A 23,660-nucleotide genomic window follows, 5' to 3' on the forward strand; every position below is an offset into this window, starting at 1 on the left:
GCACCGCGATGCATCCACCGCTCCTGCTGTGGCATCTGCCACGGTATCACGCCGAACGTCGCCCCGAAGCGCGGGCGCTCACTTCCGGCAACGAACATCTCACCTACGCCCGGTTCGCGCGGGAAATCGAGCGCTGCGCCGCGGCCCTGCAGTCGCTGGGTATTCGGCGCGGCGATCGCGTCGCCGTCTGGCTCGACAAACGACCCGAGACGGTCATCGCCTGTTTCGGCGCAGCCGCCACCGGCGCCATCTTCGTGCCGATCAATCCGCTCCTCAAGGCCGAGCAAGTACACTACCTGCTGCGCGACAGCGGCGCGCGCTGCCTCGTCACCGCCCCGACGCGGCTGCGCACTCTCTTGCCCTGGCCCGAAGGCATCGCACCGCTCGTGCTCGCCGTGGAAGAAGCAGGACAAAGTACGCCGCCCGAGGGCCGTTCCTGGCATGAGTGCCTGGCGCAGGCCGGTGCCTTCGCCGCACCGCCCGCCACGGAGCACGATGTCGCCGCCATCCTCTACACTTCCGGCAGCACAGGACGCCCCAAAGGGGTGGTGCTTTCGCATCGCAATCTCGTCGCCGGCGCCCAATCGGTGGCGAGCTATCTGGAAAATTCCCCGGACGACGTACTGCTCGCAGCGCTGCCGCTCTCGTTCGATGCAGGCTTTTCCCAGCTCACCACGGCTTTTTGCGCTGGGGCGCGCGTGGTGCTGCTCAACTACCTGCTGCCCGTCGACGTGCTGCGCACCATGGAGCGCGAGCACGTCACGGGGCTCACCGCCGTGCCGCCGCTGTGGGTGGCGCTCGCCGAGCTCGACTGGCCGGCCTCCGTCGCCGCCCGCTTGCGCTATTTCGCCAACACCGGCGGAAAACTGCCGCGGCGCGTGCTCGAGCGCTTGCGCGCCCTCGCGCCCCAAGCCAAACCCTACCTCATGTACGGCCTCACGGAAGCCTTCCGCGCCACGTACCTGCCGCCGGAAGAGATCGACCGCCGCCCGGATTCGATCGGCCGCGCCATCCCCAACGCCGAAGTGTTCGTACTGCGCGACGACGGCACCCCCTGCGCCCCGCGCGAAGTGGGTGAAATCGTCCAGCGCGGTCCTCTGGTGGCGCAAGGCTACTGGAACGACCCCGAGCGCACTGCCGAGCGTTTCCGACCTTTGCCCGCCGCCGTCGATCCGCGCCCAGCGCAAGTGCCGGTGCGCGAGTGGGCGGTGTTCTCCGGGGACTACGGCTGGCTCGACGAAGAGGGTTACCTCTACTTCGCCGGGCGGCGCGACGAGATGATCAAGACCTCCGGCTACCGCGTCAGCCCCACCGAGATCGAAGAAGCGCTCCTCGCCTCCGGGCTCGTGCGCGAGTGCTGCGCCTGCGGGCTGGAAGACGAGCGGCTCGGCCAAATCATCGCCGTGGCGCTGCAACCGGCGGTCGAACCCTTCGATCCGGAAACCTTGCGTCGACATTGCCGCCAGCACCTGCCCCCCTACCAGGTACCGCACGTCTTCCTCGTGTCCGATCACCCACTGCCGCGCAACCCCAACGGCAAGCTCGACCGCCCGGCGATCCGCGAACGGCTCGCCCGGCACGCCAAGACCCAGAAATGAGCATGACCCCGGAACACGCGCCGATGAACGAATTCCCCGTCGACGCGCGTGGTGAGCTCACCGTGGGCGGCCTGCCGCTCACCCTGCTTGCCGAGCGCATCGGCCGCACGCCTTTCTACGCCTACGACCGGAGCCGGATAGGTGCGCGCGTGGCCCGCGTGCGCGCGGCGATCGGCCCCGAGGTGCGCCTGCACTATGCCCTCAAGGCCAATCCCTTCCCGCCGCTCGTGGCGCTACTCGCGCGCGAGACCGACGGGTTCGACGTCGCTTCCGCCGGCGAAATGGCGCTCGCGCTCGACTGCGGCATGCCAGCCGAGCGCATCGCCTTTGCCGGTCCGGGCAAGCGGGAGGAAGAGCTGCGCCAAGCGCTGGCCGCAGGAATCACGATCACCCTCGAATCCGAACGCGAACTGTCGCGCGTGCTCGACCACGCCGAGTCGCTCGGCATCGCACCGCACCTCGCGCTGCGGCTCAATCCCGATTTCGAGCTCAAGCGCGCCGGCATGAAGATGGGTGGCGGGGCCAAACCCTTCGGCATCGACCTCGAGCGCGCTCCGGTCATACTCGAATCTCTGCATGCCGCCGGCCTTGCCCTCGAGGGGTTGCACCTCTACGCCGGCTCGCAGATCCTGGATGCCGCAGCGCTCGTGGCCGTGCAGCGCGCCGCCTTCGAGCGCCTCGTCCGGCTTGCCGAACAGCTGCCTGCACCGCCGCGCTGGCTCAACCTCGGCGGCGGATTCGGCATCCCTTATTTTCCCGGCGAGCAGCCCCTCGCGCTCGAACCGGTGGGCGAGAACCTGCGCGCGCTCGCCGCCGAGCTGCACCGCCTCCTGCCCGCGACCGAACTCGTCATCGAACTGGGGCGCTACCTCGTAGGCGAAGCGGGACTCTACGTCTGCCGCGTGCTCGACAAGAAACGCTCGCGCGACACGACGTTTCTCGTGGTCGACGGCGGCCTGCACCAGCATCTGGCCGCGAGCGGCAACTTCGGTCAAGTGATCCGCAAAAACTACCCCGTGGCGATCGGCAACAAGATGCACCTGCCGGCGAGCGAACGGGTCACCGTGGTTGGACCGCTGTGCACCCCGCTCGACATCCTCGCCCAAGAGGTGCCGTTACCGCCGGCCGAACCGGGTGATCTCTTCGTGGTCTATCAATCCGGTGCTTACGGCGCGAGCGCAAGTCCTCGCGCCTTCCTCTCCCATCCCGATGTGATCGAAACCCTCGTATAAAATGAAACGAATACTCCCTTTTCCGTTGCCCGATGGCGACGACGCGCTCTTTTGTTTGGTTCGCCACGGCGAAACCGACTGGAACCGCGAGAAACGCATCCAGGGGCATCTCGACGTGCCGCTCAACGACACCGGCCGCCGCCAGGCGCTGGCCGTGCGCCGTGCCCTTGCCGGAATCCCCTTTGCCGCGCACTACGCGAGCGACCTCGCGCGCACGCTCGAGACCGCCCGCCTCATTCTCGGCGAAGACGCGCCCCTTCAGCCGCATCCGGGCCTGCGCGAGCGGCACTGCGGCCACTTCCAGGGGCTCTTGCCCGAAGAAGCCGAACGGCTCGATCCTCAGGGCTACGCCCGCTATGCGAGCCGTGATCCCCACTACCGACCGCTCGGCGGTGAAGCGCTCAGCGAAACGTTCACCCGCATCGGCCGCACGCTCGACGAACTCGCCCGCGCCCATCGCGGCGAAGCCGTGCTCATCGTCACCCACGGCGGCGTGCTCGATGCCGTGCGCCGCCACGTCGAGGGACTGCCGCTCGAGCGCAAGCGCGACTTCCCCATCCCCAACTGCGGCCTGTCGTGGGTACGCTGGGGGCGAACGCGCGAGATCCTCGCCTGGGCCGAAACCTCGCACCTCGAAGCGCCGGCGCGCGACGAGATCGCCGCGATGTGACCTCGCGCCCCGTGCTAGAATTTCCCGTTTCCGAACCCCGACGGAGTCCCCCATGTTCCGCAAAACCGATGGCCTCGCCCAGGTCGATCCGGAGCTCTTCGCCGCGATCGAAGCCGAAAACCGCCGGCAGGAAGAGCACATCGAACTCATCGCCTCCGAAAACTACGTCTCCTACGCCGTCATGCAGGCGCAGGGCTCGCAGCTCACCAACAAGTACGCGGAGGGTTATCCCGGCAAGCGCTACTACGGCGGCTGCGAACACGTCGACGTCATCGAGCGGCTGGCCATCGAGCGGCTGAAGAAACTCTTTGGCGCGGAAGCGGCCAACGTGCAGCCCCACTCGGGCTCGCAGGCCAATCAGGCGGTGCTCATGGCCTTCGCCAAGCCCGGCGACACCATCATGGGCATGAGCCTCGCCGAAGGCGGGCACCTCACGCACGGCATGCCGCTCAACCTCTCCGGCAAATGGTTCAACGTCGTCGCCTACGGGCTCAACGAGCGCGAGGAGATCGACTACGACCGCATGGAGCGGCTGGCCCACGAACACAAACCCAAGATCATCGTCGCCGGGGCCTCGGCCTATTCTCTGCGCATCGATTGGGAGCGTTTTGCCAAGGTCGCCCGCGATGTGGGAGCGATCTTCTGGGTCGACATGGCCCACTACGCCGGTCTCATCGCCGCCGGCTTCTACCCCAATCCCGTGCCGCACGCCGACGTCGTCACTTCCACCACGCACAAGACGCTGCGCGGGCCGCGCGGCGGCGTCATCCTCATGAAAGCCGAGCATGAAAAGGCGATCAACTCCGCCATCTTCCCCGGTCTGCAGGGCGGCCCGCTCGTGCACGTCATCGCCGCCAAGGCCGTTGCCTTCAAGGAGGCCATGAGCCCCGAATTCAAGCGCTATCAGGAACAGGTCGTGCTCAACGCCCAGGTCATGGCGCGGGTGCTGGGGGAAGAGCGGGGGCTGCGCATCGTCTCCGGACGCACCGAATCGCACCTCTTCCTCGTCGACCTGCGCCCCAAGGGCGTCACGGGCAAGGATGCCGAAGCGGCGCTGGGGCGGGCCCACATCACGGTCAACAAGAACGCCATTCCCAACGACCCGGAAAAACCCATGGTCACCTCAGGCATCCGCATCGGCACCCCGGCCATGACCACCCGCGGGTTTGGCGAGCTCGAAGCCGAACGGGTAGCGCACCTCATCGCCGACGTGCTCGAAGCGCCCAGCGACGAAACCGTACTCGCCCGTGTCCGTGAGGAAGTCACCGACCTGTGCCGCCGGTTCCCCGTCTACGAGCATTGATTCCTCCGCGATGAAATGCCCCTTCTGTGGCGATGCGGACACCCAGGTGCTCGACACGCGTGAGAGCGACGACGGCAGCGTCGTGCGCCGTCGCCGCCGCTGCGCCAACTGCCAGCGCCGTTTCACCACCTATGAGCGGGTCGACCTCAAACCCCCGGTCGTCGTCAAGCGCGACGGCTCGCGCGAGGACTTCGACCGGGAAAAGCTCGCCGCCAGCCTGCGGCTGGCCTTGCGCAAGCGCCCCGTGCCCGCCGAGACGATCGAACACACGATCGAGCGCATCGAAGCGGAGCTCTTGTCGAGCGGCGCGAGCGAGGTCCCCAGCACCGTGATCGGCGAGATGGTGATGGAATCCTTGAAACGCCTCGACCAAGTCGCCTACGTGCGTTTCGCCTCGGTATACCTCAATTTCGAGGACGTCGGCAAATTCGCCGAGCTCATCCGCGACGTGCAGGCAAGCGCCCGACGCAAGCGCAGCGAGAAGAACACCGACGACGATGCCGCCGACCTCGTCCGTTCCTGACGACCTGTACTGGATGCGCCGAGCGTTGCGGCTCGCGCGCAAAGGGCTGGAGACCACCACGCCCAATCCGCGCGTCGGCTGCGTCATCGTCTCCCCCGACGGGCAGCTGCTCGGTGAAGGATGGCACGAGCGCGCCGGCGAACCGCACGCCGAGATCCACGCCCTGCGCCAGGCCGGAGCGGCCGCGCGCGGCGCCACCGTCTACGTCACGCTCGAACCCTGCAGCCATCACGGCCGCACTCCACCCTGCGCCGACGCCCTCATCGCCGCCGGCGTAGGGCGCGTCGTCGTCGCCCTGCAAGACCCCAATCCCCGCGTGGCCGGCAAAGGGGTCGAACGACTGCGTGAGGCGGGCATCCCCGTCGACGTCGGGCTGTGCGCCGAAGCATCCGCCGAGCTCAACCGGGGTTTTCTCACCCGCATGACCCAGGGCCGGCCCTGGTTCCGTCTGAAGACCGCCGCCACGCTCGACGGACGCACCGCGCTCGCCGACGGGCGCAGCCGCTGGATCACGGGCGAAGCCGCCCGACGCGACGTGCACCGCTGGCGCGCCCGCTCCTGCCTCGTGCTCACCACCATCGCCACCGTGCTCGCCGACGATCCCGAGCTCACGGTGCGCCACGTCCCTTGCCGACGCGCGCCGCGCCGCGCCGTGCTCGACAGCCGCCTGCGCCTGCCCGAATCCGCCCGCCTGCTGCACGGCGAGCCGGTGTGGATTTTCACGGTGCGAGAAGAGCCGGAGAAACGCGCCCGCCTCGAAGCCCGGGGGCATCGCGTCGTCCGGCTACCGGCCGACGCCGCCGGGCGCATCGATCTCGCGGCGCTCGCCCGCTGGCTGGGAGCACACGAGATCAACGAAGTCCTGATCGAAGCCGGCGCCACGGCGAACGCCGCGTTCCTTACCGCAGGTCTCGTCGATGAATGGCTGCACTACGCCGCCCCTTGCGTGCTCGGGAATCAGGCGCGCGCCCTCTTCGCCCTGCCCGAACCGGGCACGCTCGAAGAAGCGCCGCGCTTTCGCGTGGAAGAGACGAAACGCCTGGGCGAAGACCTACGCCTGCGCCTGCGCCCCACAGACCGGACATGAGGGGTCGCGCGCCACGTTCAAGCTGCGCCACTGCATCGTCAAGGCATCGAAGAGCACCAGCCTGCCGGAAAGCGCCGCCCCCAGTCCCGCGAGCCACTTGATCGCCTCGGCGGCGAGCGCCGTGCCGATGAGGCCGGTGAGCGGCGCGAACACGCCCATCACGGCGCAGCGCAGCTCCTCGTCCTCGGCCTCTTCGGGAAAAAGGCAGCGGTAGCACGGCCCGCCGCGCCCCGCCCGGTCGAACACGGCGATCTGCCCCGAGAAACGGATCGCCGAGCCGGAAAATAGCGGTTTTCCGGCCGCCACGCAGGCGCGGTTGACGGCGTGGCGCGTGGGGAAGTTGTCGCTGCAATCGAGCACCAGGTCGACCTCCGCCACCGCCTGTGCCAGACGATCTCCCTCGAGCCGCGTCTGCAGCGGCACCACCTCGACCAGCGGGTTGACGCGGGCAAGCGCCGTCTGTGCCGCCAGCACCTTGGGCTGACCAAGGGTGCTTTCGTCGTAGAGCGTCTGGCGCTGCAGGTTGGTAGCATCGACCACGTCATCGTCGGCGAGAAACAGCCGGCCGATACCGGCCGAGGCGAGATACCACGCCGCCGGGCAGCCCAAGCCACCCGCCCCGACGATCAGTACCTTGCCCTGTCCGATGCGCTCCTGCCCTTCGATGCCGATCTCGGGCAGGAGCAGGTGGCGGCTGTAGCGCAGCAGCGCCGCATCGTCCATCGATCGGGTCAGCGTTTCGCCGTTTTCGGGGCTTTACCGAGGGCGGAGGTCTCGGCCGGCGGCGCCGGCGGCGCTACCCCTTCACGCAGCCACTTCAAGGCTGCCTGATATTGCCGGTCTTCGGCCGAACCGTACTCGAATTTCGGCGGCAGATCGGGTTCCTCGGCAGGCGTTTCCTCCTTGTTCTCCCCGCTGGTCGCCTCGCCTGCCTCGCCGGACTCGGCCCGTTTGATGCCTTTGCCGTCGAGTTCGAGGTGTTGCTGCAAGTCGGCCTCGCGCAGGAAACGGGCCGCCCCTTTCTCGGTTTCTTCGACGACGAAGTCGGGCTCGATGCCCTTGGCCTGGATCGAACGGCCGCTGGGGGTGTAATAGAGCGCCGTGGTGAGCTTGAGCGCCGCGCCGTTGTTGAGCGGCAGGATGGTCTGCACCGAGCCCTTGCCGAACGAGCGCGTCCCCATGATCTTCGCCCGGCCGTGATCCTGCAAGGCGCCAGCCACGATCTCGGAGGCAGAAGCCGAACCGCCATTGACCAGCACCACCATCGGCAAGGAGCGATACTCCGGCGGCAGATCGGCCAAGTAGTCACGCTCGCGGGGTCCGCGCAGATAGTCGGACGGGCGCACGCGGTATTCACGCTGCGAATCCGGTAGGCGGCCGGAAGTTTTCACCACCAGCGCGTCGTCGGGCAGGAAGGCGCCGGATACACCGATCGCCGCGTTGAGCAATCCTCCCGGATCGTTGCGCAGGTCCAGAATTACCCCCTGCGGCACCCCTTCCTTGCGCAGCTTGCGCAGCTGCTCGATGAGCATGGGGCCGGTATTTTCCTGGAACTGCGTCACCCGCACGTAGGCGATGTTTCCGTCGCGCTTGCTCTTGACGCTGCGCACGGTGATCACCTCGCGCGTGAGGGTGAGCACGATGGGCTTATCGACCTCCTTGCGCACGATGGTGAGCTTCACCTTGGTACCGGGTTTGCCCCGCATGCGCTTGACCGCATCGCGCAGGCTCATGCCCTTGACCGGCGTCTCGTCGATTTTCACGATCAGATCGCCCGCCTTGATGCCGGCACGAAACGCCGGCGTATCCTCGATCGGGGAGACGACTTTGACGAAACCGTCTTCCATGCCGACTTCGATTCCCAGACCGCCGAACTCGCCCTGGGTGCCGACCTGCAGCTCCTGGTATTCCTCGGGATCGAGATAGGCCGAATGCGGATCGAGGCCGCTCACCATGCCGCGAATGGCTTCGGTGATGAGCTTTTGATCCTCCACCGGCTCGACGTAGCCCTTCTTGACCGCGTCGTAGACCTCGGCAAACGCCCGCAACTCTTCGAGCGGCAGGGAGGGCGAGGCATTGCGCTCGGCCCAGGCCGACAGATTGAGCGTGAGCAGGACACCGCCCACCACCGCTACTACCAACAAAGAAACCCGACTGATCCAGCGCCGCATTCGCATCACCCCGAGATTGTGTCAGCCGCCGATCCATCGCAGGGGATCGAGCGGCTCGCCATTGTGCCTGATTTCAAAGTATAACCCCGAGCGGCCCATGTTGCCGCTCGTCCCCGTGGTGGCGATCGTCTCTCCGGCCCGCACCCGCTGCTGCGGCTCACGCAAAAGGGAGTCCGCATTGGCGTAGACGGTGAGATAGCCGCCTCCATGATCGAGGATGATCAGATTACCATAACCGCGCAGCCAATCAGCGTAGGCGACCACGCCATCGGCCACGGCCCGTACCGGCTGCCCCGCCCCCGCGGCAATGAACACCCCGCGCCACGTCCCCCCCTCGGGGCGGGACGCGCCAAAGCGTCCCTGCACACTACCCTGCACCGGCCAGCCCAGGCGGCCGTGCAGTCCGGAGAGGGGGGTTCCGGCGGCCGATGCGTCGGCGATGCGCCGCGCCGGGCGCGACGGCGCCTCGTCTTCCGGAGATTTCGATGCCGCAGACTCGGCAGGGGACGCAAGGTTCGCCTCGCGTTTGGCTTGCGCCGCTGCGCGCCGCGCCGCCTCACGCCGCTCACGCTCGCGTCTTGCCTCTTCCTCCCGCCGCAGACGCTCCTGCCGTGCCTCCTCCTCGCGCCGTGCCCGCTCCTGGGCTTCCAGCCGACGGATCAGCTGGGTGAGCGCCGTGGCATCCGCCTCGATCTCGCGCTTGCGATCTTTGGCCGCCTGGAGCTGTCGCGCCAACTCCTCGCGCAGCTGCCGCCGCTGCTGCGCCAACCCCTGCCAGCGTTCCGCTTCCTGCGCGACCTCTTCCCTCACCTGCGCCAGCCGCTCCTGACGGCGCTTGAGCTCCGCACGCAGCGCCACCGCGCGGGATTGCTGCTCGCGCAAGGCAGCGATGCGCCGGGCCCGATCGGCGGCGAGCAGCTCTAGATAATGCGCGCGTCTGCCCGCTTCGGCCGGCTCTTCGCTGGAGAAAATCGGATCGAGCGGCCGCTGGCGGCGGTAATACTCCCGCGCCCACGAGGCCACCTCTTCTTGATGCCGGGCGATCGAGCGTTCCAACTCCGCCAGCGTCGCCTCGTTCTCGGCGATGCGCGCAGACAGCGCCGATTCTTCCGCGCGCAGCCGCTCCAGCTTGCGCGCCGAGGCATTGGCCGCACGTTCCGCTTCTTGCAGCTTTGCCTCGGTCTCCTGGCGGCGCGACTCGGTCTGGCGCACCTCGCGGTCGATGCGCTGCATCTCGCGCTGCAGGTTTTGGAGCTCGGAGCGTTTTTCTCCTAGCCCCCCTCCCTGCGGCGCTCCGGCTGCATGGGCGAGCGAACCGACCAAGGCCAGTAGCACGACCCCCACCGGGACGGCCAGTCTGCGCACGATCATCGGCACGCCGCCCGAGGCATTCGGTTCACCTTTTTGCGCGCCCTTGCGCCGCCACGGCCGCCTGCTGCGCCTTGATCGTCTCCTCGTCAGCGAGGTAATAGCTCTTGAGCGGCCGGCAGCTCTCGTCCAGCTCATAGACGAGGGGCTGGGCCGTGGGGATGTTGAGCCCGACGATGTCCTGGTCCGACACGTGGTCGAGATATTTGATGAGCGCGCGCAGGCTGTTGCCATGCGCCGCGATGAGGATACGCTCCCCGGCGAGAATGCGCGGCACGATCACCGTCTGCCAGTAAGGAACGAAGCGCGCCACCGTATCCTTGAGGCATTCGGTGCGGGGAAACTCGGCCTTGGGCAGATCGCGGTAGCGCGGATCGTCGGCGGTGATGCGCGGATCGCCCTCGGGCAACGGCGGCGGCGGAACGTCGTAGGAACGGCGCCACAGCAGCACCTGCTCGTCGCCGTATTTGGCTGCCATCTCGGCCTTGTCCAGCCCCTGCAGCGCGCCGTAGTGGCGCTCGTTGAGCCGCCAGGAATGCTCCACCGGCAACCATAGCTGATCGAGCTCTTCGAGCACGATGTTGAGCGTCTTGTTCGCTCGTTTCAGCACCGAGGTAAACGCCCGATCGAAGGCAAATCCCCGCTCGCGCAGCAGCCGCCCGGCCGCGCGCGCCTCTTCGACGCCTTTCTCCGTGAGATCGACGTCGGTCCAGCCCGTGAAACGATTCTCCTTGTTCCACACGGACTCGCCATGACGCAACAGCACGATCTTGTACATGATCATCCTCTGATATGATTGGACACCTCGATCGACGCTCGGGCGACGGCAGATGCAAACCACGATCGAGCCGAGCATTTTATCGCAGCCGTCGCACGTGCGTCGTCCCATCCCGTCATGAAAGGAGGCAATGTTGCAGGAATTCCTCGTGCAGAACTGGCACTGGGCCTTGCTCGCCGTGGCCAGTGGCCTGTGGTGGCTCGTCGAAACGATACGCAGTGCCACCGACGACAGTCGCGTCACCCCCACTCAAGCAGTCATCATGGTCAACCGTGAAGACGCCGTCTTCGTCGACATCCGCGGCGAGGCCGACTACCGCAAGGCGCACCTGCCCAATGCCCTCCACGTGCCCGCCGAGCGTCTCCTGGAAGACCATCGCCTCGAGCAGATGCGTTCGCGCCACCTCATCCTCTACTGTGACAGTGGCGTGCGTTCGGCCACCGCCTGCAAGAAGCTGCGCGCCGCCGGTTTCCCCCACGCCTATACGCTCGCCGGCGGCCTCGATGCCTGGCGCAAGGCCAATCTGCCGCTCGAGAGCGAATCCTCGAGGAAGAAGAAATGAGCGAATCCCCCAAAGTGCGCATGTACGCCACGCAAGTCTGCCCCTATTGCGTCCGGGCCGAACAGCTGCTGCGGCGCAAGGGTGTGACCGAGATCGAAAAGATCCTGATCGACCGCGATCCCGAGCAGCGCGACGAGATGATCCGCCTCACCGGTCGGCGCACCGTCCCGCAGATCTTCATCGGCGAGACGCACATCGGCGGCTGCGACGATCTCTATGAACTCGAGCGTCAGGGCAAGCTCGACGCCCTGCTGCAAGGTACCTCTGCCTCCCATTGATTCTATTCTTCATTACGGAACCCTGCCATGAGCGACACCAACGGTACGCAAACCTCCGATCAGCCGATCTTCAGCGTCGAGAAACTCTACGTGCGCGACCTCTCGATCGAGGTTCCCAACGCGCCGCAATGTTTTCTCGAGCGCGAGACGCCCAACATCGACGTCCAACTGGCCACCGCCGCCACGCGCCTCGATGAGGGATTCTTCGACGTCACACTGACCGTGACCGTCACCGCCAAGATCGGCCAGGACAAAACGCTCTTCCTCATCGAAGCGGCACAAGCCGGCATCTTCCAGATCCGCAACGTGCCGGAAGAAAACCTCGAACCGCTGCTCTTCGTCGCCTGCCCCAATCTGCTCTACCCCTATGCGCGCGAAGCCATCACCTCCTCGTCGCTGCGCGCCGGTTTCCAGCCGGTGATCCTCGCGCCGGTCAATTTCGAAGCGCTCTACGCTCAGCAGAAACGGCAGGCCGAGATCGCCCAGAGCAGCGAAGGCGAAGCCCGCCTGCAGTGAGTCGACGATGAAACGGCGGGGCGGCAGAACCCTGACACGAGGTCTCGGCAAGCTATGCGCCTGGCTGGCCCTCGCCTTTGGCCTCCTGGCGCAAGCGCCAGTGCATGCCGAAGGGGCGACGTATCGCCACATCACCACCCTCACCCCGGCCTATCTCGCCCCCGGAGAGCCGGTCCCTGTTTTTTCGCTGCTGCCCGGCACCCCGGTGGAATGGATTCAAAACCGGGGGGAATGGGCGCAGATCCGGGATGCTGAAGGGGGGTTGTACTGGGTGCCTGCCGCCAATCTCGACGATCTGCGCACCGTGATCGTCATCGTCGACCGTGCCGAAATCCGCTCGGCGCCCGATCCCGAGGCGGCCATCGTCTGCGAGGTCGAACGCAATGTCGTTCTGGCGCTGCTGGGTACGAGCGACGGCTGGGCCGAAGTCACGGTCGGCTCGCTGCGCGGGTTCATTGCCCGCAGCGCCGTCTGGGGATTGTGATGCAGCTCGCCGTACTCGGCGCCGGAGCCTGGGGCACGGCGCTCGCCATTGCCATGGCACGCCGCCACCACGTACGCCTGTGGTGTCGCGACCCGGTTCAGGCGCAGCAAATCGCGTACGAACGCCGCAACCGCCGTTATCTACCGGAGGTGGAGCTGCCGGCAGAAATCGCGATCACGGCGAGTCTGCCCGAGGCACTCGCGGGGGCGAATCTCGCTCTGATCGTCACGCCGCTCGCGGGGCTTGGGGCCGCGGTGGCGGCGCTCGCGCGCGAGCGCCCGAATCTTCCCTTTCTCTGGGCCTGCAAGGGTATCGACCCCGAGCGCCTGGCACTGCCGCATCGCATCGTTGCCGAATCCTGGCCCCTGGAGCTGCCAGCGCCGCGGGCAGGCGTGCTCACCGGCCCCAGTTTCGCCCTGGAAGTGGCACGCAACTTGCCCACCGCCATGGTGCTTGCCGCCGCCGACGCCCACTGGGCCAAGCATTGGGTCGAGCAGCTGCACCAGCCGCGCTTGCGCCTCTACGCCCACGACGACGTGGTCGGGGCCGAGGTGGGCGGAGCGCTCAAAAACGTCATCGCCATCGCCGCGGGCGTAGCCGATGGTCTGGGCTGCGGGCTCAACGCCCGCGCTGCCCTGATCACACGGGGTTTGGCGGAGATCGCCCGCTTGGCCCGAGCGCTCGGCGGGCGCGACGAAACCTTGATGGGACTGGCGGGCATGGGCGATCTGATCCTCACCACCACCGGGCAGCTCTCGCGCAACCGCCGCGTCGGGCTCATGCTCGCCACCGGCAAGCCGCTAGCGGAGATCCTCACCGAACTGGGGCACGTCGCCGAGGGCGTGCCCACCACCCGCGCCGCGGTAGCGCTCGCCCACCGCCACGGCATCGAGCTGCCCATCGCCGAGGCCGTCCATCGTCTGCTCTTCGAACCGGGCGTCACCGCCGACGATGTGCTGGAGACCTTGCTCGCGCGCGATCCGAAGTTCGAGCGCGTTTGACCCTCCTCACCCTCCGCCCGGAAATCCCTGCTGCCGCCAGGCCTCATAGACGACGAGCGCGACGGCGTTCGACAGATTGAGACTGCGGTTGCCCGGCAACATGGGGATGCGCAGGCGCGTCTCCTCGGCGAATTCCGCCGCCACCTCGTCGGGCACGCCACGCGTCTCGGAGCCGAAGACGAAGACATCCCCTGGCGCGAACGCCACGTCCGCATAGCGCCGTGCGCCTTTGGTCGTCAGCAGGAAACGGCGCCGCGCGCCCAGCCAGACGCGGCACGCCGCCCAATCCTCGTGCACCACCACCCGCGCAAGGTCGTGATAATCGAGCCCCGCCCGGCGCAGCCCCTTGTCTTCGAGCACGAAACCCAGCGGTCGCACCAGATGCAGCCGCGCCCCCGTGTTTGCAGCCAGGCGGATCACGTTGCCGGTATTGGGCGCGATCTCCGGCTGAAAGAGGACGATCTCGAACATGTTCCTCATCGACTCCGACGGGATGGCGAAAGCGCCCGTGCCAGCACGATTCCCCGGACCGCAGCCGCGCCGCATTCCAGCAAGACCGCGGCCAGAGCGTTCAGCGTCGCCCCCGTGGTGAGCACGTCATCGACCACGCTCACCCGTCTGCCGGCGATCCCCTGCGCCCGATCCACGGCGAAGGCACCGCGCAAGTTCTCGCGCCTCGCCGCGGCGTGCAGACGGGCCTGGTGCGGCGTCTCGCGCCGGCGCTGCACTGTTTCGAGCAGAACCGGCACGTGCCATGCGGCACCCAGATCGCGGGCGAGCACCGCGGCCTGATTGAAACCGCGCGAGCGCAGCCGCTGACGTGCGAGCGGCACGGGCACGAGGACGTCGACCGCCGGCGGAGAGGACAGCTCCTGCGCCAAGGCCCGCGCCAGAGCGCGCCCCAGGCGCAGATCTCCACCATACTTGAAGCGCTGAATCAGAGCATCGAGCGGCGGCTCGTACCAGAACCCCGCCCGCACGGCGTCAAAGAATGGTGGATCCAGCGTACATTCGGCGCAGATCCCTTCTTCACGCTCGTCCTCCGTCAGACGATCGCCGCAGCGCCCACAGGCCGCCTCCTGCGTCCAGGGGGTGAATTCGGCTTGGCAGGATGCGCACACGCCCCGCACCGTCGTCCCCAGGCCGCACACGCCGCAGTGCGACGGCAGGAAAAAATCGACGAGCAGCGTAAAATCCGGCAGATTCATTTCCTCCCCCTGCACTATGCCCGATACCTCGACCCCGCTGGGCCCCGACCTCGATTCCGCCCTGATTCGCCGCCGCGCCGAGCGCACGGCCCCGGCTTACCCTCAACACCGTTTTCTGGCCGAGGAAACGGCCGAGCGCCTGCTCGAGCGGCTCGACTACCTGCGCATCACTCCACGGCGCGTGCTCGATCTCGGCGGCGGAAACGACCTGCCGGCGCTACGCGCACGCTATCCCCAGGCCGAGGCGATCGCCGTCGACTTCGCCCCGGCGCGGCTCGCACACCTTGCTCCCCGCCCCTCCTGGCTCAGCCGGCTGGTGCGACGCGAACCGACCAAAGGCATCGTGGCCGACGCGCACGCGCTGCCGCTTGCCACCGGCAGCATCGACTTTCTCTGGTCGAACCTGTTGCTACACTGGCTCGCCGAACCGCTCGCCGCGCTCGCGGAGTGGCAGCGCGTGCTCTCCGTGGGCGGCACGGTGTTCTTCGCCACCGTCGGCCCCGACACGCTGCGCGAACTGCGCGAGGTGCTCGGTCCCACCGCGGTGCATCCTTTCCTCGACATGCACGACGTGGGCGACCTGCTCATGGCCGCCGGATTCTCCGATCCGGTGATGGACATGCAGATGCTCACCCTGCGCTACCGTGACCCGGCGCGCCTGTGGCAGGATCTGCGCGCGAGTGGCGCGACGAACGCGCGCCGCGACCGCCGCCGCACCCTCACCGGCAAGGTGCGCTGGCAGCGGGCGCTCGCGGCGCTGGAAGCGCGGCGCGAGGCCGACGGCACGATTCCCATTACCGTCGAGCTCGTCTTTGGCCACGCCTGGAAGGAAGCGCCCAAGACGCTGCCCGACGGGCGCGCGGTGATTCGCGTGCACCGCCGCCCTTGAGCAACGCTCACGTCAGCGCCGCGCGAGCAGCCGCGCCGCCTCGAGCGCGAAATAGGTGAGGATGGCATCGGCTCCGGCCCGTTTGAAGGCAAGGAGCGACTCCATCATCGCCGCCTGCTCGTCGAGCCAGCCGTGGCCGAAAGCGGCCTTGAGCATGGCGTACTCGCCGCTCACCTGATAGGCGAAGGTCGGCACGCCGAAGGTCTCCTTGACCCGGCGGATCACGTCGAGATACGGCATGCCCGGCTTGACCATCACCGCATCGGCCCCCTCGTCGAGATCGAGCGCCACTTCGCGCAGCGCCTCGTCGCTGTTGGCCGGATCCATCTGGTAAGTCGCCTTGCTGCCCTTGCCGAGATTGGCCGCCGAGCCCACCGCATCGCGAAACGGCCCGTAGAAGGCCGAAGCGTATTTCGCCGAATAGGCGAGGATGCGCACGTGGATGAGCCCCTGCTCGTCGAGCGCGTGGCGGATCGCGCCGATGCGCCCGTCCATCATGTCGGAGGGCGCCACCATGTCGGCGCCGGCGTGCGCATGACACAGCGCCTGGCGCATGAGGGCAGCCACCGTCTCGTCGTTCATCACGTAGCCGCGCGGATCGTCCGGCGCGATCAGCCCATCCTGCCCATGGCTCGTGTAGGGGTCGAGCGCCACGTCGGTGATCACCCCGAGCTGGGGAAAGCGCTGTTTCAGCGCCCGCACCGTCCGCGGCACCAGACCCGCCGGATTCCACGCCTCCTCCGCTCCCGGGGTTTTGAGGGTCGGCGGAATCACGGGGAAGAGGGCGAGCGCCGGGATACCCAGCCCGACCGCCTCTTCGGCGAGCGCAAGCAAGCGGTCGATCGACAGGCGCTTCACGCCAGGCATGGAAGGCACCGCCTCCTCGCGGTTTTCGCCATCGAGCACGAACACCGGCAGAATGAGATCGTCTGCCGTGAGCACGTGTTCGCGCATCAAGCGTCGGGAAAACTCGTCGCGCCGCATGCGCCGCATGCGCGTCGTGGGAAACCTACCGAAAAACTGCATCATTCGCTCCTTGTCGGCATTCCCGCAGCGGCGGGAACTTCTGCTCGTGAAAACTTTCTACTTTCTCAGCTCGACTCCGCCCGGCATCAACTCCCCCTAGTTGAGCGGGATCCCGGCGCAAGCCGCCGGGTTCACGGCCCGAACGCACCCCCTGCGGTCGGGCCATTTTTTATTCTGGTGCAACCTCTGTGCCTGCCGCCTCAGGCAGAACGCCCGCCAACCACCCTTGGACTACCGCCTCGGCCTCCTCCACCCCCAGCTTGCTGAGCGCCGAAAACGCCTGCACCGTCACCTGACCCTCCCATGAAGTCAAAGCGCGGCGGACCTGGGCCACGGTCGCTGCCCGTGCCCCGCGCGAGAGCTTGTCGGCTTTCGAGAGGAGGATATGCACCGGCTTGCCGCTGGGAAGGAACCAGTCGAGCAGCTGCCGGTCGAGCGCCGTGAGCGGATGGCGCACGTCCATGATGTGGATGAGGCCGACGAGCGCCTCGCGCTCGCGCAGATAACGCTCGATCAGCTCCGCCCAACCGCGACGGATCGCCTCGGGCACCTTGGCGTAGCCGAATCCCGGCAGATCCACCAGATAGAGCCCCGCCGGCGTGCGAAAGAGGTTGAGCAACTGCGTCCGCCCCGGCGTCTTCGAGACGTAAGCCAGCCGCGTGTGCCCGACCAAGGCATTGATCGCGCTGGATTTGCCGGCGTTGGAGCGTCCGACGAAGGCGATCTCCGGCCCTTTGGCTGCCGGCAGCCCCGCGGGCTTGGCAATGGAGGTGACGAACTCGGCATGGCGGAAAAGAGGCATGGGAAAGAGGCGACAGGCGGGCCTGCGCAAAACGGGGAGATGCGATAGAATAGCAAAATTTGCACATTCTCACCCATCGCGTCGAGGATTCCCATGATCAAGCGTACCATCGTGCTCACCGCGCTCGCCGCTTCCGGCCTGGTCTACGCCGCCGAACCCGTCGACCCCGCTCACGCGCAGGAAATCGCCACTACCGTGTGTGCCTCCTGCCACGGCCCGGACGGCAACACCCCGCTGATGCCCGAGTATCCCAAGCTCGCCGGCCAGCATCCCGAATATCTCTACAAGCAGCTCGTCGACTTCAAGGGCTGGGACGACAAGCCCATCGCCCGCGAGAACGCCACGATGAACGCCATGGTCATGGCGTATTCCAAGGAAGAAATGCTGGGTCTGGCCCAATATTTCGCCCAGCAGAAACAAGTCCCGGCCGAACCCAAAGCCCAGGAAACGCTCGCCCTCGGCCAGAAAATCTGGCGCTATGGCATTCCCGACAAGGCCGTACCCGCCTGCGCCGGCTGCCACGCCAGCAACGGCGCGGGCATTCCCAGCATGTATCCGCGGCTCGCCGGCCAGTCGCCCGACTATGTCGTCGTGCAGCTCAAGGCGTTCCGCGAGCAGCAGCGCGCCAACGATCCGGAACAAATGATGCGCCAGATCGCCAACAAGCTCACCGACACCGAAATCTCGGCGCTCGCCGACTACGCCGCGAGCCTGCGCTGATGGCGATGACGCATGCCGACGAGTTGAAGCGCCTGGCCGGTGAGGCCGCCGTGGCCGAAGTCCCCGAAGGAATCTTCCTCGGGGTGGGCACCGGCTCCACCGTCAATTGCTTCATCGATGCGCTCGTGCGCAGCGGCAAGCGCATCCGCGGCGCCATCTCCAGCTCGGAGGCCACCACCGAGCGACTGCGCCGCTACGGCATCCCCGTGCTCGACGCCACCGAGCTCGATACCGTGCCGCTCTACGTCGATGGCGCCGACGAGATCGACCCTGCCTTTGCCATGATCAAGGGCGGCGGCGGCGCACTCACCCGCGAGAAGATCGTCGCCGCCATGGCCGAGCGCTTCGTGTGCATTTGCGACGAACGCAAGCTCGTCGAGCGCCTGGGGCGATTCCCCTTGCCCATCGAGGTCATCCCCATGGCCGAGCGGCTCGTCGCACGCCGGCTGCGCGAACTCGGCGGCGAGCCGCGCCGGCGCCTCGGTTTCGTCACCGACAACGGCAACGCCATCCTCGACGTGCACGGCCTCGTCATCGACGACCCGGACGCGCTCGAGACGGCGCTCAACGATATCCCCGGCGTCGTCACCAACGGCATCTTCGCCCACCGGCGTGCCGACGTCTTGCTGCTCGCCACCGGCGAGGGCGTGCAGCGCCGTGAGCGCGTCGTCACGAAACGGTAACGTTGCTTTGAGATGATGAGATCTGCCCCTGCCCCGAGGATGCCATGAAGACGATGGAAGAACACACGTTCCGCCCTTACGACCGCGAGCTCAACCAGCTGCGTCAAACCGTGCTCGAGATGGGGCGCACCGTCGAGCGCCAAGTGGAGAAAGCCGTCGAGGGCGTGCGCAAAGGCGATCAATCGCTCTTCGACGAAGTGCTGCAGACGGAGCGTTCGATCAATGCCGAAGACCGGCGCGTCTTCGAGCAGAGCGTCCAGCTCATCGTGCGCCATGCGCCCGCGGCCGCCGATCTGCGCCTGGTCATGTCCTCCTTGCAGATCAGCAAGGACCTCGAGCGCATCGGTGACGAGGCGAAGAAAATCGCCAAGAGCGGCATCCGTCTCTATCAGTCTTCGCCTGCTTTCACCCCCTCGGTCGAGCTCGAACTCATCACGCGCACGACGCTGACCATGCTGCATGCCTCGCTCGACGCCTATGCCCGGCTCGACGACAGCCACGCCCAGGAGATCCTCGCCGATGACCGTACGGTAGACGCGATGTTCAAGGGGATCCTGCGCGAGCTCGTCACCTACATGATGGAAGACCCGCGCACGATTTCGCATTCGCTGGAGCTCGTCTTCATCGCCAAATCGCTCGAGCGCGTGGGCGATCACGCGAAGAACGTGATCGAGCAGGTGGTCTACCTCGTCGAGGGGCGCGACATCCGCTACACCCCCGAGGCCAAACCCGAACCCGAGTAAGGCTCACCGCTGCGGCGGCACGTAGCCGGCGATCTCGTCGGCACCCTCGCCGAAGAAATAGCGCTCCATCTGTTCCTGCAGATACTTGCGCGCCGCCGGTTCCATCAAGTTCAGACGATGCTCGTTGATGAGCATCGTCTGGTAGCGCAGCCACTCCTGCCACGCCTCCTTGGAGACGTTCTCGAAGACGCGTTTGCCGAGCGCCCCCGGCAGCGGCGGCCGCTCCAGCCCCTCGGCCTCTCGTCCCAGTTTCACGCAAAACACGGTCCTTGCCATCGATACTCCTTTCTCCACGGTTCAAGTCAGTTCCTTGACGAATACTTTCGAGCGGCGTTGATAGTTGTAGAGCTCGCGCTTGCGCCGCGGCAGGGCCTCGGGCCCCACCTCGCGAAAACCCCGCTCGAGGAACCAATGCGCCGTGCGGGTGGTGAGCACGTAGAGCCGCTCCAGCCCCATCGCCCGAGCGCGCGCCTCGATCCGGTGCAGCAGCTCCTCCCCGATGCCGGCGCGGCGGAACTCCGGGGCTACCGCCAGACACGCCAACTCCGCCGCCCGTTCCTCGCTGAACGGATAAATGGCGGCGGAACCCACCACCACGCCGTCGTACTCCACGAGCAAGAAACGCTCGATCTCCTTTTCCAGCAGTTCACGGTCACGGCGCACGAGGGTGCCGTCGGCCTCCATCGGCGCGATGAGCGCGATGAGGGCCGGCACGTCCTCGGGACGCGCGTCGCGGAAGCGGAAGATCGGGTCACGCGTCACCAGCGTTCCCACGCCGGCATGGGTGAAGAATTCGAGCAAGAGGCCGCCGTCGAGGTCGCGGTCGATGAGGTGCGCCCGCCCCACGCCGCGGCGCACCGCTTCGACCGCCTGCGGCAGATAGAGGTGCAAATCCTCGGTGAGCCCGGTTCCTTCGGCGAGCGCCCGGGCAGCGACGTCCGCCGTCACGGAGGAGACGAGCTTGCCCTGAGCATCCAATAGTCCCGGCGCATCGCACAGGAAGACGAGCTTCTCCGCGCCGATCGCCACCGCCACCTCGGTGGCGACCTCTTCCATCGTGATGTTGAAGATCTCCCCGGAGGGGGAAGGCGCGAGCGGCGTGATGAGCACGACGTTTTCCTGCTCCAGGTCGGCGACGATCTCCTCGGCGATCACGCGGCGCACCGCCCCCGTGTATTGGAAATCCACCCCGTCGATCACCCCCAGCGGCCGGGCGGTGATGAAATTCCCCCCCGTCACCCGCATGTAGCTGCCCGCCATGGGGGTATTGGGCAGCCCTTGCGAGAGCTTCGCCTCGATCTCGACGCGGGTGACCATCATCGCCGCCTTGACGCACTCGAGCGCCGCCGCATCGGTCACCCTCACCCCTTTGTGAAACACGGGCGTCAAGCCGCGGCGCGCCATCTCCGCGTCGATCTGCGGCCGTGCGCCGTGCACCAGCACCAGGCGGATGCCCAGCGCCGCGAGCAGGTTGCAGTCGTAGGCGAGCCGCTGCATGCGCTCGCCCTGCGCCACCTCGCCGTCGAAGGCGATCACGAAGGTTTTGCCGCCGAAGGCATGGATGTAGGGGGCGGAATGCCGCATCCAGCCGACGAAGGCCGCGGCCGAGCCGTCCTGGAGCGACACGGGCGGAGAAACCTCCGGAATGCGCTCTTCGGGCAGCCCGCGGCGCCCCGTCTGCTGCCTGTGCCCGTCCATTTCCCAGCCCCCTTTCACAAAGACGCCTCCAGTCGCTCGCACAAGGTATGCAGCACCTTGACCCGCGCATAGTACTTGTTGTTCGCCTCGACCAGCGTCCACGGTGCGATCTCGGTGCTTGTGCGCTCGATCATGTCGCCCACCGCCAATTCGTACTGCGGCCACTTCTCACGGTTGCGCCAATCCTCCGGCGTGATCTTGTAGCGTTTGAGAGGATCCTCCTCGCGCTCGCGAAAGCGCCGCAATTGCTCCTCGGGATCGATCGCCAGCCAGAATTTCACCACCACGGTCCCGTTTTCGATCAGCTGCTCCTCGAAATCGTTGATCTCGGCATAGGCCCGCATCCAGTCGGCCGGCGCACACAACCCCTCGACCCGCTCGACCAGCACGCGCCCGTACCAGGAACGGTCGAAGATCACCACCCGGCCGTGCCCCGGCATCCTGCGCCAAAATCGCCACAGATAAGGCTGGGCGAGTTCCTCGTCGGTGGGTACGGCGATCGGAACCACCTGATAGCGCCGCACATCCAGCGCCGCCGTCACACGCCGGATCGCCCCTCCCTTGCCGGCCGCATCCATCCCCTCGAAGACCACCACCAGGCTGCGCTTGGCGAAACGCGCATCGCGCACCAAGGTATCGAGCCGTCCCTGCAGCTCCTCCAGCCGACGCTCGTACTCCCTCTTTCCCATCGGCTGCTGGAGCGTGAGCGCGCTCACGGCGTTGGGACGCTCTTCGAGATCCGGCACGAGGACGAGGGGCGGCGCGCCCCCCTCCCCGCGCTCGACGGCCTCGAACTTGCGCTGCCAGGCGCCGGCGAGCGTCTCGCCCACGAACACCGCCCGGTAGCGGTCATCGGCCCCGTCGACCAGCACCCAAGGCACCACGCCGGTGCTCGTGTGCCGGATGGCGGCAGCAGCCGTCTGAGCGTATTCGTCGTAGTGTTCGAGATAGCGCCAGTCCGACTCCCGCACCCGCCAGCTCGTACGCTCGTCCTTGGAGAGTTTCTCCAGGCGGCGTTTCAATTCCTTGGCCGAGATGTGGAACCACAGTTTCAGCAGCAGCACGCCCTCGGCCGCCAGCATTTCCTCGAACCGGCGTACCCGCTCGAGCGCCGCTTCGAAGGCGGTGCGCTTGCTTCGACCCGTCGCCCGATCCTCGATGATGTCGGCGTACCAGTTGTCGAAGAAGACCCCGATGCGCCCGCGGGGCGGCAAGCGGCGCCAGAAACGCCACATGTAGGGCCGCTCTTCCTCTTCGGAACTCGGGCGGTCGATCGCGTGACTGTCGAGATGGCGCGGATCGAGCCAGGAATTGAGCAGGTTCATCGTCTCGCCCTTGCCCGCCTTGTCGACCCCGTTGATGAGGATCAGCGTCGCGAAGGCGCGCTCCTGCACCAACCGGTATTCCAGATCGAGCAACTGCAGACGCACGGCTTCCGAACGCTGGCGATACGTCTCCTTGTCGAGGCAATGGCCCAATTCCACGTTCTCGAACATCAGTCCATCCCTCCCCACAGGGCCTGCATCATTGCCAAGGCTGCGGCTGCGGCCGTCTCGCTGCGCAGGATCCGCGGCCCCAGGCCGACGCGCTCGATGCCGAGCCGCCTGGCCTCGTCCAGCTCCTCTTCGCTCCAGCCCCCCTCAGGGCCGATGAGCAGGATCACCGGCGCCGAAGGTGCGGACAGGCGGGAAAGGGGAACGCCCCCCGGCGCGAGCAGCCAGTAACGGGCCTCGGCACGCGCCTTTCGCGCTTCCTCGATCCAGTCCCGCCAGCGCCGCGGCAGCGCCACTTCCGGAACCACCGTGCGGCCACACTGCTGCGCCGCGGCCACTGCCACCTGTTGCCAATGCGCCTGCTTGCGCGCCCCCCGCTCGAGCGCACCCCCTGTCTGGGTGCGCTCCGTCAGGAGCGGCACGATGCGCGCCGCCCCTAGCTCCACCGCCTTTTGAATCGCCCAGTCCATGCGCTCGGCCGGCAGGAGCGCCTGACCCACCGTCACCGCGAACGGCAATTCCCGCGAGACGGGATCGAAGGCTTCGAGCCGCACCCGCGCCACATCGCGCCCGGCAGCTTCCAGCACGCCCCGCCACTCTCCGCCGCGCCCATCGAATACCACCACCGGCTCGCCCGCACGCAGCCGCAGCACGCGCAGGGCATGATGGGCCGCGGCAGGCGGCAGCGGCACCTGCGCGCCAGCCTCGGGCACGAGATCGGGAACGAAGAAACGGGCAACCATGGCGTCGCATTATACGACGCCCCTTGCCCCTCCCCGGAAGCGCGCGCCGCGCAATCTTCGCGGTGCACAAAAATGCTTGACTCC

27 protein-coding genes are annotated in these 23,660 nt (G+C 67.2%); 15 read left to right on the forward strand and 12 right to left on the reverse strand.

Annotation, left to right across the window (positions count from 1 at the left end; translation table 11 throughout):
* Positions 1-8: 8 nt before the first annotated feature.
* The 6 genes from H607_RS0103250 to ribD are packed head-to-tail and all read left to right on the forward strand — an operon-like array spanning position 9 to position 6,413.
* Entirely contained in the window at positions 9-1,598 is a 1,590-nt protein-coding gene (locus H607_RS0103250; RefSeq protein WP_028874245.1) for an acyl-CoA ligase (AMP-forming), exosortase A system-associated, read from the forward strand.
* Between the two features lie 2 nt (positions 1,599-1,600).
* Positions 1,601-2,830 carry a pyridoxal-dependent decarboxylase, exosortase A system-associated gene (locus H607_RS0103255; RefSeq protein WP_211218460.1) on the forward strand — a complete coding sequence of 410 codons (1,230 nt, stop codon included), beginning with the start codon at positions 1,601-1,603 and terminating at the stop codon, positions 2,828-2,830.
* Position 2,831: 1 nt separating this feature from the next.
* Positions 2,832-3,500, forward strand: a complete 669-nt coding sequence (locus H607_RS0103260; protein WP_051240609.1) for a histidine phosphatase family protein — start codon at positions 2,832-2,834, stop codon at positions 3,498-3,500.
* A 52-nt stretch (positions 3,501-3,552) separates the two neighbouring features.
* Complete coding sequence (glyA, locus tag H607_RS0103265; protein ID WP_028874248.1) at positions 3,553-4,803, forward strand: serine hydroxymethyltransferase; 1,251 nt, start codon at positions 3,553-3,555, stop codon at positions 4,801-4,803.
* Between the two features lie 10 nt (positions 4,804-4,813).
* Entirely contained in the window at positions 4,814-5,326 is a 513-nt protein-coding gene (nrdR, locus tag H607_RS0103270) for a transcriptional regulator NrdR (protein ID WP_028874249.1), read from the forward strand.
* The gene (gene ribD, locus H607_RS0103275) at positions 5,301-6,413 is read left to right on the forward strand and encodes a bifunctional diaminohydroxyphosphoribosylaminopyrimidine deaminase/5-amino-6-(5-phosphoribosylamino)uracil reductase RibD (RefSeq protein ID WP_425426871.1); all 1,113 of its coding nucleotides are present in this window, start codon (positions 5,301-5,303) and stop codon (positions 6,411-6,413) included. The genes nrdR and ribD overlap by 26 nt, the downstream gene beginning before the upstream one ends.
* On the opposite strand, the gene H607_RS0103280 is transcribed toward ribD, so the two are convergent.
* Genes H607_RS0103280 through gpmA form a run of 4 tightly spaced genes read right to left on the reverse strand, consistent with a single transcriptional unit; the run spans position 6,378 to position 10,730 of the window.
* Positions 6,378-7,136: a TOMM precursor leader peptide-binding protein gene (locus H607_RS0103280; protein ID WP_028874251.1), complete on the reverse strand. Its 759-nt coding sequence runs from the start codon at positions 7,134-7,136 to the stop codon at positions 6,378-6,380. The genes ribD and H607_RS0103280 overlap by 36 nt on opposite strands.
* 8 nt (positions 7,137-7,144) lie before the next feature.
* A complete protein-coding gene (locus H607_RS11525) occupies positions 7,145-8,584 on the reverse strand; it encodes a S41 family peptidase (protein ID WP_083961912.1) in 1,440 nt (479 codons plus the stop codon).
* A gap of 21 nt (positions 8,585-8,605) precedes the next feature.
* Positions 8,606-9,955: a murein hydrolase activator EnvC family protein gene (locus H607_RS11530; RefSeq protein ID WP_051240610.1), complete on the reverse strand. Its 1,350-nt coding sequence runs from the start codon at positions 9,953-9,955 to the stop codon at positions 8,606-8,608.
* A gap of 25 nt (positions 9,956-9,980) precedes the next feature.
* Positions 9,981-10,730 carry a 2,3-diphosphoglycerate-dependent phosphoglycerate mutase gene (gpmA, locus tag H607_RS0103295; RefSeq protein ID WP_028874252.1) on the reverse strand — a complete coding sequence of 250 codons (750 nt, stop codon included), beginning with the start codon at positions 10,728-10,730 and terminating at the stop codon, positions 9,981-9,983.
* 130 nt (positions 10,731-10,860) lie between these two features.
* Between gpmA and H607_RS0103300 the strand changes: the two genes are divergently transcribed.
* From H607_RS0103300 to H607_RS0103320, 5 genes are read left to right on the forward strand one after another with little or no spacing between them, the layout of a single operon-like run.
* Positions 10,861-11,292: a rhodanese-like domain-containing protein gene (locus H607_RS0103300; RefSeq protein WP_037989407.1), complete on the forward strand. Its 432-nt coding sequence runs from the start codon at positions 10,861-10,863 to the stop codon at positions 11,290-11,292.
* A complete protein-coding gene (grxC, locus tag H607_RS0103305; RefSeq protein WP_028874254.1) occupies positions 11,289-11,570 on the forward strand; it encodes a glutaredoxin 3 in 282 nt (93 codons plus the stop codon). Before H607_RS0103300 ends, grxC begins: the two co-directional genes overlap by 4 nt.
* Before the next feature lie 27 nt (positions 11,571-11,597).
* Positions 11,598-12,086, forward strand: a complete 489-nt coding sequence (gene secB / locus H607_RS0103310; RefSeq protein WP_028874255.1) for a protein-export chaperone SecB — start codon at positions 11,598-11,600, stop codon at positions 12,084-12,086.
* A gap of 7 nt (positions 12,087-12,093) precedes the next feature.
* On the forward strand, positions 12,094-12,570 hold the full coding sequence (locus H607_RS11535; RefSeq protein WP_051240611.1) for an SH3 domain-containing protein: 477 nt from the start codon (positions 12,094-12,096) through the stop codon (positions 12,568-12,570).
* Complete coding sequence (locus tag H607_RS0103320; protein WP_028874256.1) at positions 12,570-13,571, forward strand: NAD(P)H-dependent glycerol-3-phosphate dehydrogenase; 1,002 nt, start codon at positions 12,570-12,572, stop codon at positions 13,569-13,571. The genes H607_RS11535 and H607_RS0103320 overlap by 1 nt, the downstream gene beginning before the upstream one ends.
* Positions 13,572-13,577: 6 nt before the next feature.
* On the opposite strand, the gene H607_RS0103325 is transcribed toward H607_RS0103320, so the two are convergent.
* Positions 13,578-14,042 carry a tRNA (cytidine(34)-2'-O)-methyltransferase gene (locus H607_RS0103325; protein WP_028874257.1) on the reverse strand — a complete coding sequence of 155 codons (465 nt, stop codon included), beginning with the start codon at positions 14,040-14,042 and terminating at the stop codon, positions 13,578-13,580.
* A gap of 5 nt (positions 14,043-14,047) precedes the next feature.
* The gene (locus H607_RS11540; RefSeq protein ID WP_051240612.1) at positions 14,048-14,779 is read right to left on the reverse strand and encodes a ComF family protein; all 732 of its coding nucleotides are present in this window, start codon (positions 14,777-14,779) and stop codon (positions 14,048-14,050) included.
* A 16-nt stretch (positions 14,780-14,795) separates the two neighbouring features.
* Between H607_RS11540 and H607_RS0103335 the strand changes: the two genes are divergently transcribed.
* The gene (locus tag H607_RS0103335) at positions 14,796-15,668 is read left to right on the forward strand and encodes a methyltransferase domain-containing protein (RefSeq protein WP_028874258.1); all 873 of its coding nucleotides are present in this window, start codon (positions 14,796-14,798) and stop codon (positions 15,666-15,668) included.
* A 12-nt stretch (positions 15,669-15,680) separates the two neighbouring features.
* On the opposite strand, the gene hemB is transcribed toward H607_RS0103335, so the two are convergent.
* Positions 15,681-16,694: a porphobilinogen synthase gene (gene hemB, locus H607_RS0103340; protein ID WP_028874259.1), complete on the reverse strand. Its 1,014-nt coding sequence runs from the start codon at positions 16,692-16,694 to the stop codon at positions 15,681-15,683.
* Positions 16,695-16,863: 169 nt separating this feature from the next.
* The gene (gene yihA / locus H607_RS0103345) at positions 16,864-17,496 is read right to left on the reverse strand and encodes a ribosome biogenesis GTP-binding protein YihA/YsxC (protein WP_028874260.1); all 633 of its coding nucleotides are present in this window, start codon (positions 17,494-17,496) and stop codon (positions 16,864-16,866) included.
* A 93-nt stretch (positions 17,497-17,589) separates the two neighbouring features.
* Between yihA and H607_RS0103350 the strand changes: the two genes are divergently transcribed.
* Genes H607_RS0103350 through phoU form a run of 3 tightly spaced genes read left to right on the forward strand, consistent with a single transcriptional unit; the run spans position 17,590 to position 19,642 of the window.
* A complete protein-coding gene (locus tag H607_RS0103350) occupies positions 17,590-18,216 on the forward strand; it encodes a c-type cytochrome (protein ID WP_028874261.1) in 627 nt (208 codons plus the stop codon).
* Between the two features lie 5 nt (positions 18,217-18,221).
* Positions 18,222-18,899 carry a ribose-5-phosphate isomerase RpiA gene (gene rpiA / locus H607_RS0103355; protein ID WP_028874262.1) on the forward strand — a complete coding sequence of 226 codons (678 nt, stop codon included), beginning with the start codon at positions 18,222-18,224 and terminating at the stop codon, positions 18,897-18,899.
* Between the two features lie 44 nt (positions 18,900-18,943).
* The gene (phoU, locus tag H607_RS0103360) at positions 18,944-19,642 is read left to right on the forward strand and encodes a phosphate signaling complex protein PhoU (protein WP_211218462.1); all 699 of its coding nucleotides are present in this window, start codon (positions 18,944-18,946) and stop codon (positions 19,640-19,642) included.
* 3 nt (positions 19,643-19,645) lie between these two features.
* On the opposite strand, the gene H607_RS0103365 is transcribed toward phoU, so the two are convergent.
* From H607_RS0103365 to H607_RS0103380, 4 genes are read right to left on the reverse strand one after another with little or no spacing between them, the layout of a single operon-like run.
* The gene (locus H607_RS0103365) at positions 19,646-19,918 is read right to left on the reverse strand and encodes an oxidative damage protection protein (protein ID WP_028874264.1); all 273 of its coding nucleotides are present in this window, start codon (positions 19,916-19,918) and stop codon (positions 19,646-19,648) included.
* 21 nt (positions 19,919-19,939) lie between these two features.
* On the reverse strand, positions 19,940-21,340 hold the full coding sequence (argA, locus tag H607_RS0103370) for an amino-acid N-acetyltransferase (RefSeq protein WP_083961913.1): 1,401 nt from the start codon (positions 21,338-21,340) through the stop codon (positions 19,940-19,942).
* Positions 21,341-21,354: 14 nt separating this feature from the next.
* Positions 21,355-22,836, reverse strand: coding sequence for a polyphosphate:AMP phosphotransferase (gene pap, locus H607_RS0103375; RefSeq protein WP_028874266.1), 1,482 nt, complete (start codon positions 22,834-22,836; stop codon positions 21,355-21,357).
* Positions 22,836-23,576 carry a 16S rRNA (uracil(1498)-N(3))-methyltransferase gene (locus H607_RS0103380; RefSeq protein ID WP_028874267.1) on the reverse strand — a complete coding sequence of 247 codons (741 nt, stop codon included), beginning with the start codon at positions 23,574-23,576 and terminating at the stop codon, positions 22,836-22,838. Before H607_RS0103380 ends, pap begins: the two co-directional genes overlap by 1 nt.
* Between the last annotated feature and the right edge of the window lie 84 nt (positions 23,577-23,660).

Source organism: Tepidiphilus margaritifer DSM 15129, assembly GCF_000425565.1.
Lineage (GTDB): Bacteria > Pseudomonadota > Gammaproteobacteria > Burkholderiales > Rhodocyclaceae > Tepidiphilus > Tepidiphilus margaritifer.

Coding starts and splice junctions, on each gene's coding strand:
- hemB (WP_028874259.1), bottom strand. CDS start 16,694: ATGCAGTTTTTCGGTAGGTTTCCCACGACGCGCATGCGGCGCATGCGG.
- rpiA (WP_028874262.1), top strand. CDS start 18,222: ATGACGCATGCCGACGAGTTGAAGCGCCTGGCCGGTGAGGCCGCCGTG.
- gpmA (WP_028874252.1), bottom strand. CDS start 10,730: ATGTACAAGATCGTGCTGTTGCGTCATGGCGAGTCCGTGTGGAACAAG.
- H607_RS0103300 (WP_037989407.1), top strand. CDS start 10,861: ATGTTGCAGGAATTCCTCGTGCAGAACTGGCACTGGGCCTTGCTCGCC.
- H607_RS11525 (WP_083961912.1), bottom strand. CDS start 8,584: ATGCGGCGCTGGATCAGTCGGGTTTCTTTGTTGGTAGTAGCGGTGGTG.
- H607_RS11535 (WP_051240611.1), top strand. CDS start 12,094: ATGAAACGGCGGGGCGGCAGAACCCTGACACGAGGTCTCGGCAAGCTA.
- pap (WP_028874266.1), bottom strand. CDS start 22,836: ATGTTCGAGAACGTGGAATTGGGCCATTGCCTCGACAAGGAGACGTAT.
- H607_RS11530 (WP_051240610.1), bottom strand. CDS start 9,955: ATGATCGTGCGCAGACTGGCCGTCCCGGTGGGGGTCGTGCTACTGGCC.
- H607_RS0103280 (WP_028874251.1), bottom strand. CDS start 7,136: ATGGACGATGCGGCGCTGCTGCGCTACAGCCGCCACCTGCTCCTGCCC.
- argA (WP_083961913.1), bottom strand. CDS start 21,340: ATGGACGGGCACAGGCAGCAGACGGGGCGCCGCGGGCTGCCCGAAGAG.
- H607_RS0103260 (WP_051240609.1), top strand. CDS start 2,832: ATGAAACGAATACTCCCTTTTCCGTTGCCCGATGGCGACGACGCGCTC.
- grxC (WP_028874254.1), top strand. CDS start 11,289: ATGAGCGAATCCCCCAAAGTGCGCATGTACGCCACGCAAGTCTGCCCC.
- glyA (WP_028874248.1), top strand. CDS start 3,553: ATGTTCCGCAAAACCGATGGCCTCGCCCAGGTCGATCCGGAGCTCTTC.
- H607_RS0103350 (WP_028874261.1), top strand. CDS start 17,590: ATGATCAAGCGTACCATCGTGCTCACCGCGCTCGCCGCTTCCGGCCTG.
- H607_RS0103335 (WP_028874258.1), top strand. CDS start 14,796: ATGCCCGATACCTCGACCCCGCTGGGCCCCGACCTCGATTCCGCCCTG.
- H607_RS11540 (WP_051240612.1), bottom strand. CDS start 14,779: ATGAATCTGCCGGATTTTACGCTGCTCGTCGATTTTTTCCTGCCGTCG.
- phoU (WP_211218462.1), top strand. CDS start 18,944: ATGAAGACGATGGAAGAACACACGTTCCGCCCTTACGACCGCGAGCTC.
- ribD (WP_425426871.1), top strand. CDS start 5,301: ATGCCGCCGACCTCGTCCGTTCCTGACGACCTGTACTGGATGCGCCGA.
- H607_RS0103325 (WP_028874257.1), bottom strand. CDS start 14,042: ATGTTCGAGATCGTCCTCTTTCAGCCGGAGATCGCGCCCAATACCGGC.
- yihA (WP_028874260.1), bottom strand. CDS start 17,496: ATGCCTCTTTTCCGCCATGCCGAGTTCGTCACCTCCATTGCCAAGCCC.
- H607_RS0103380 (WP_028874267.1), bottom strand. CDS start 23,576: ATGGTTGCCCGTTTCTTCGTTCCCGATCTCGTGCCCGAGGCTGGCGCG.
- secB (WP_028874255.1), top strand. CDS start 11,598: ATGAGCGACACCAACGGTACGCAAACCTCCGATCAGCCGATCTTCAGC.
- H607_RS0103255 (WP_211218460.1), top strand. CDS start 1,601: ATGACCCCGGAACACGCGCCGATGAACGAATTCCCCGTCGACGCGCGT.
- H607_RS0103365 (WP_028874264.1), bottom strand. CDS start 19,918: ATGGCAAGGACCGTGTTTTGCGTGAAACTGGGACGAGAGGCCGAGGGG.
- H607_RS0103250 (WP_028874245.1), top strand. CDS start 9: ATGCATCCACCGCTCCTGCTGTGGCATCTGCCACGGTATCACGCCGAA.
- nrdR (WP_028874249.1), top strand. CDS start 4,814: ATGAAATGCCCCTTCTGTGGCGATGCGGACACCCAGGTGCTCGACACG.
- H607_RS0103320 (WP_028874256.1), top strand. CDS start 12,570: ATGCAGCTCGCCGTACTCGGCGCCGGAGCCTGGGGCACGGCGCTCGCC.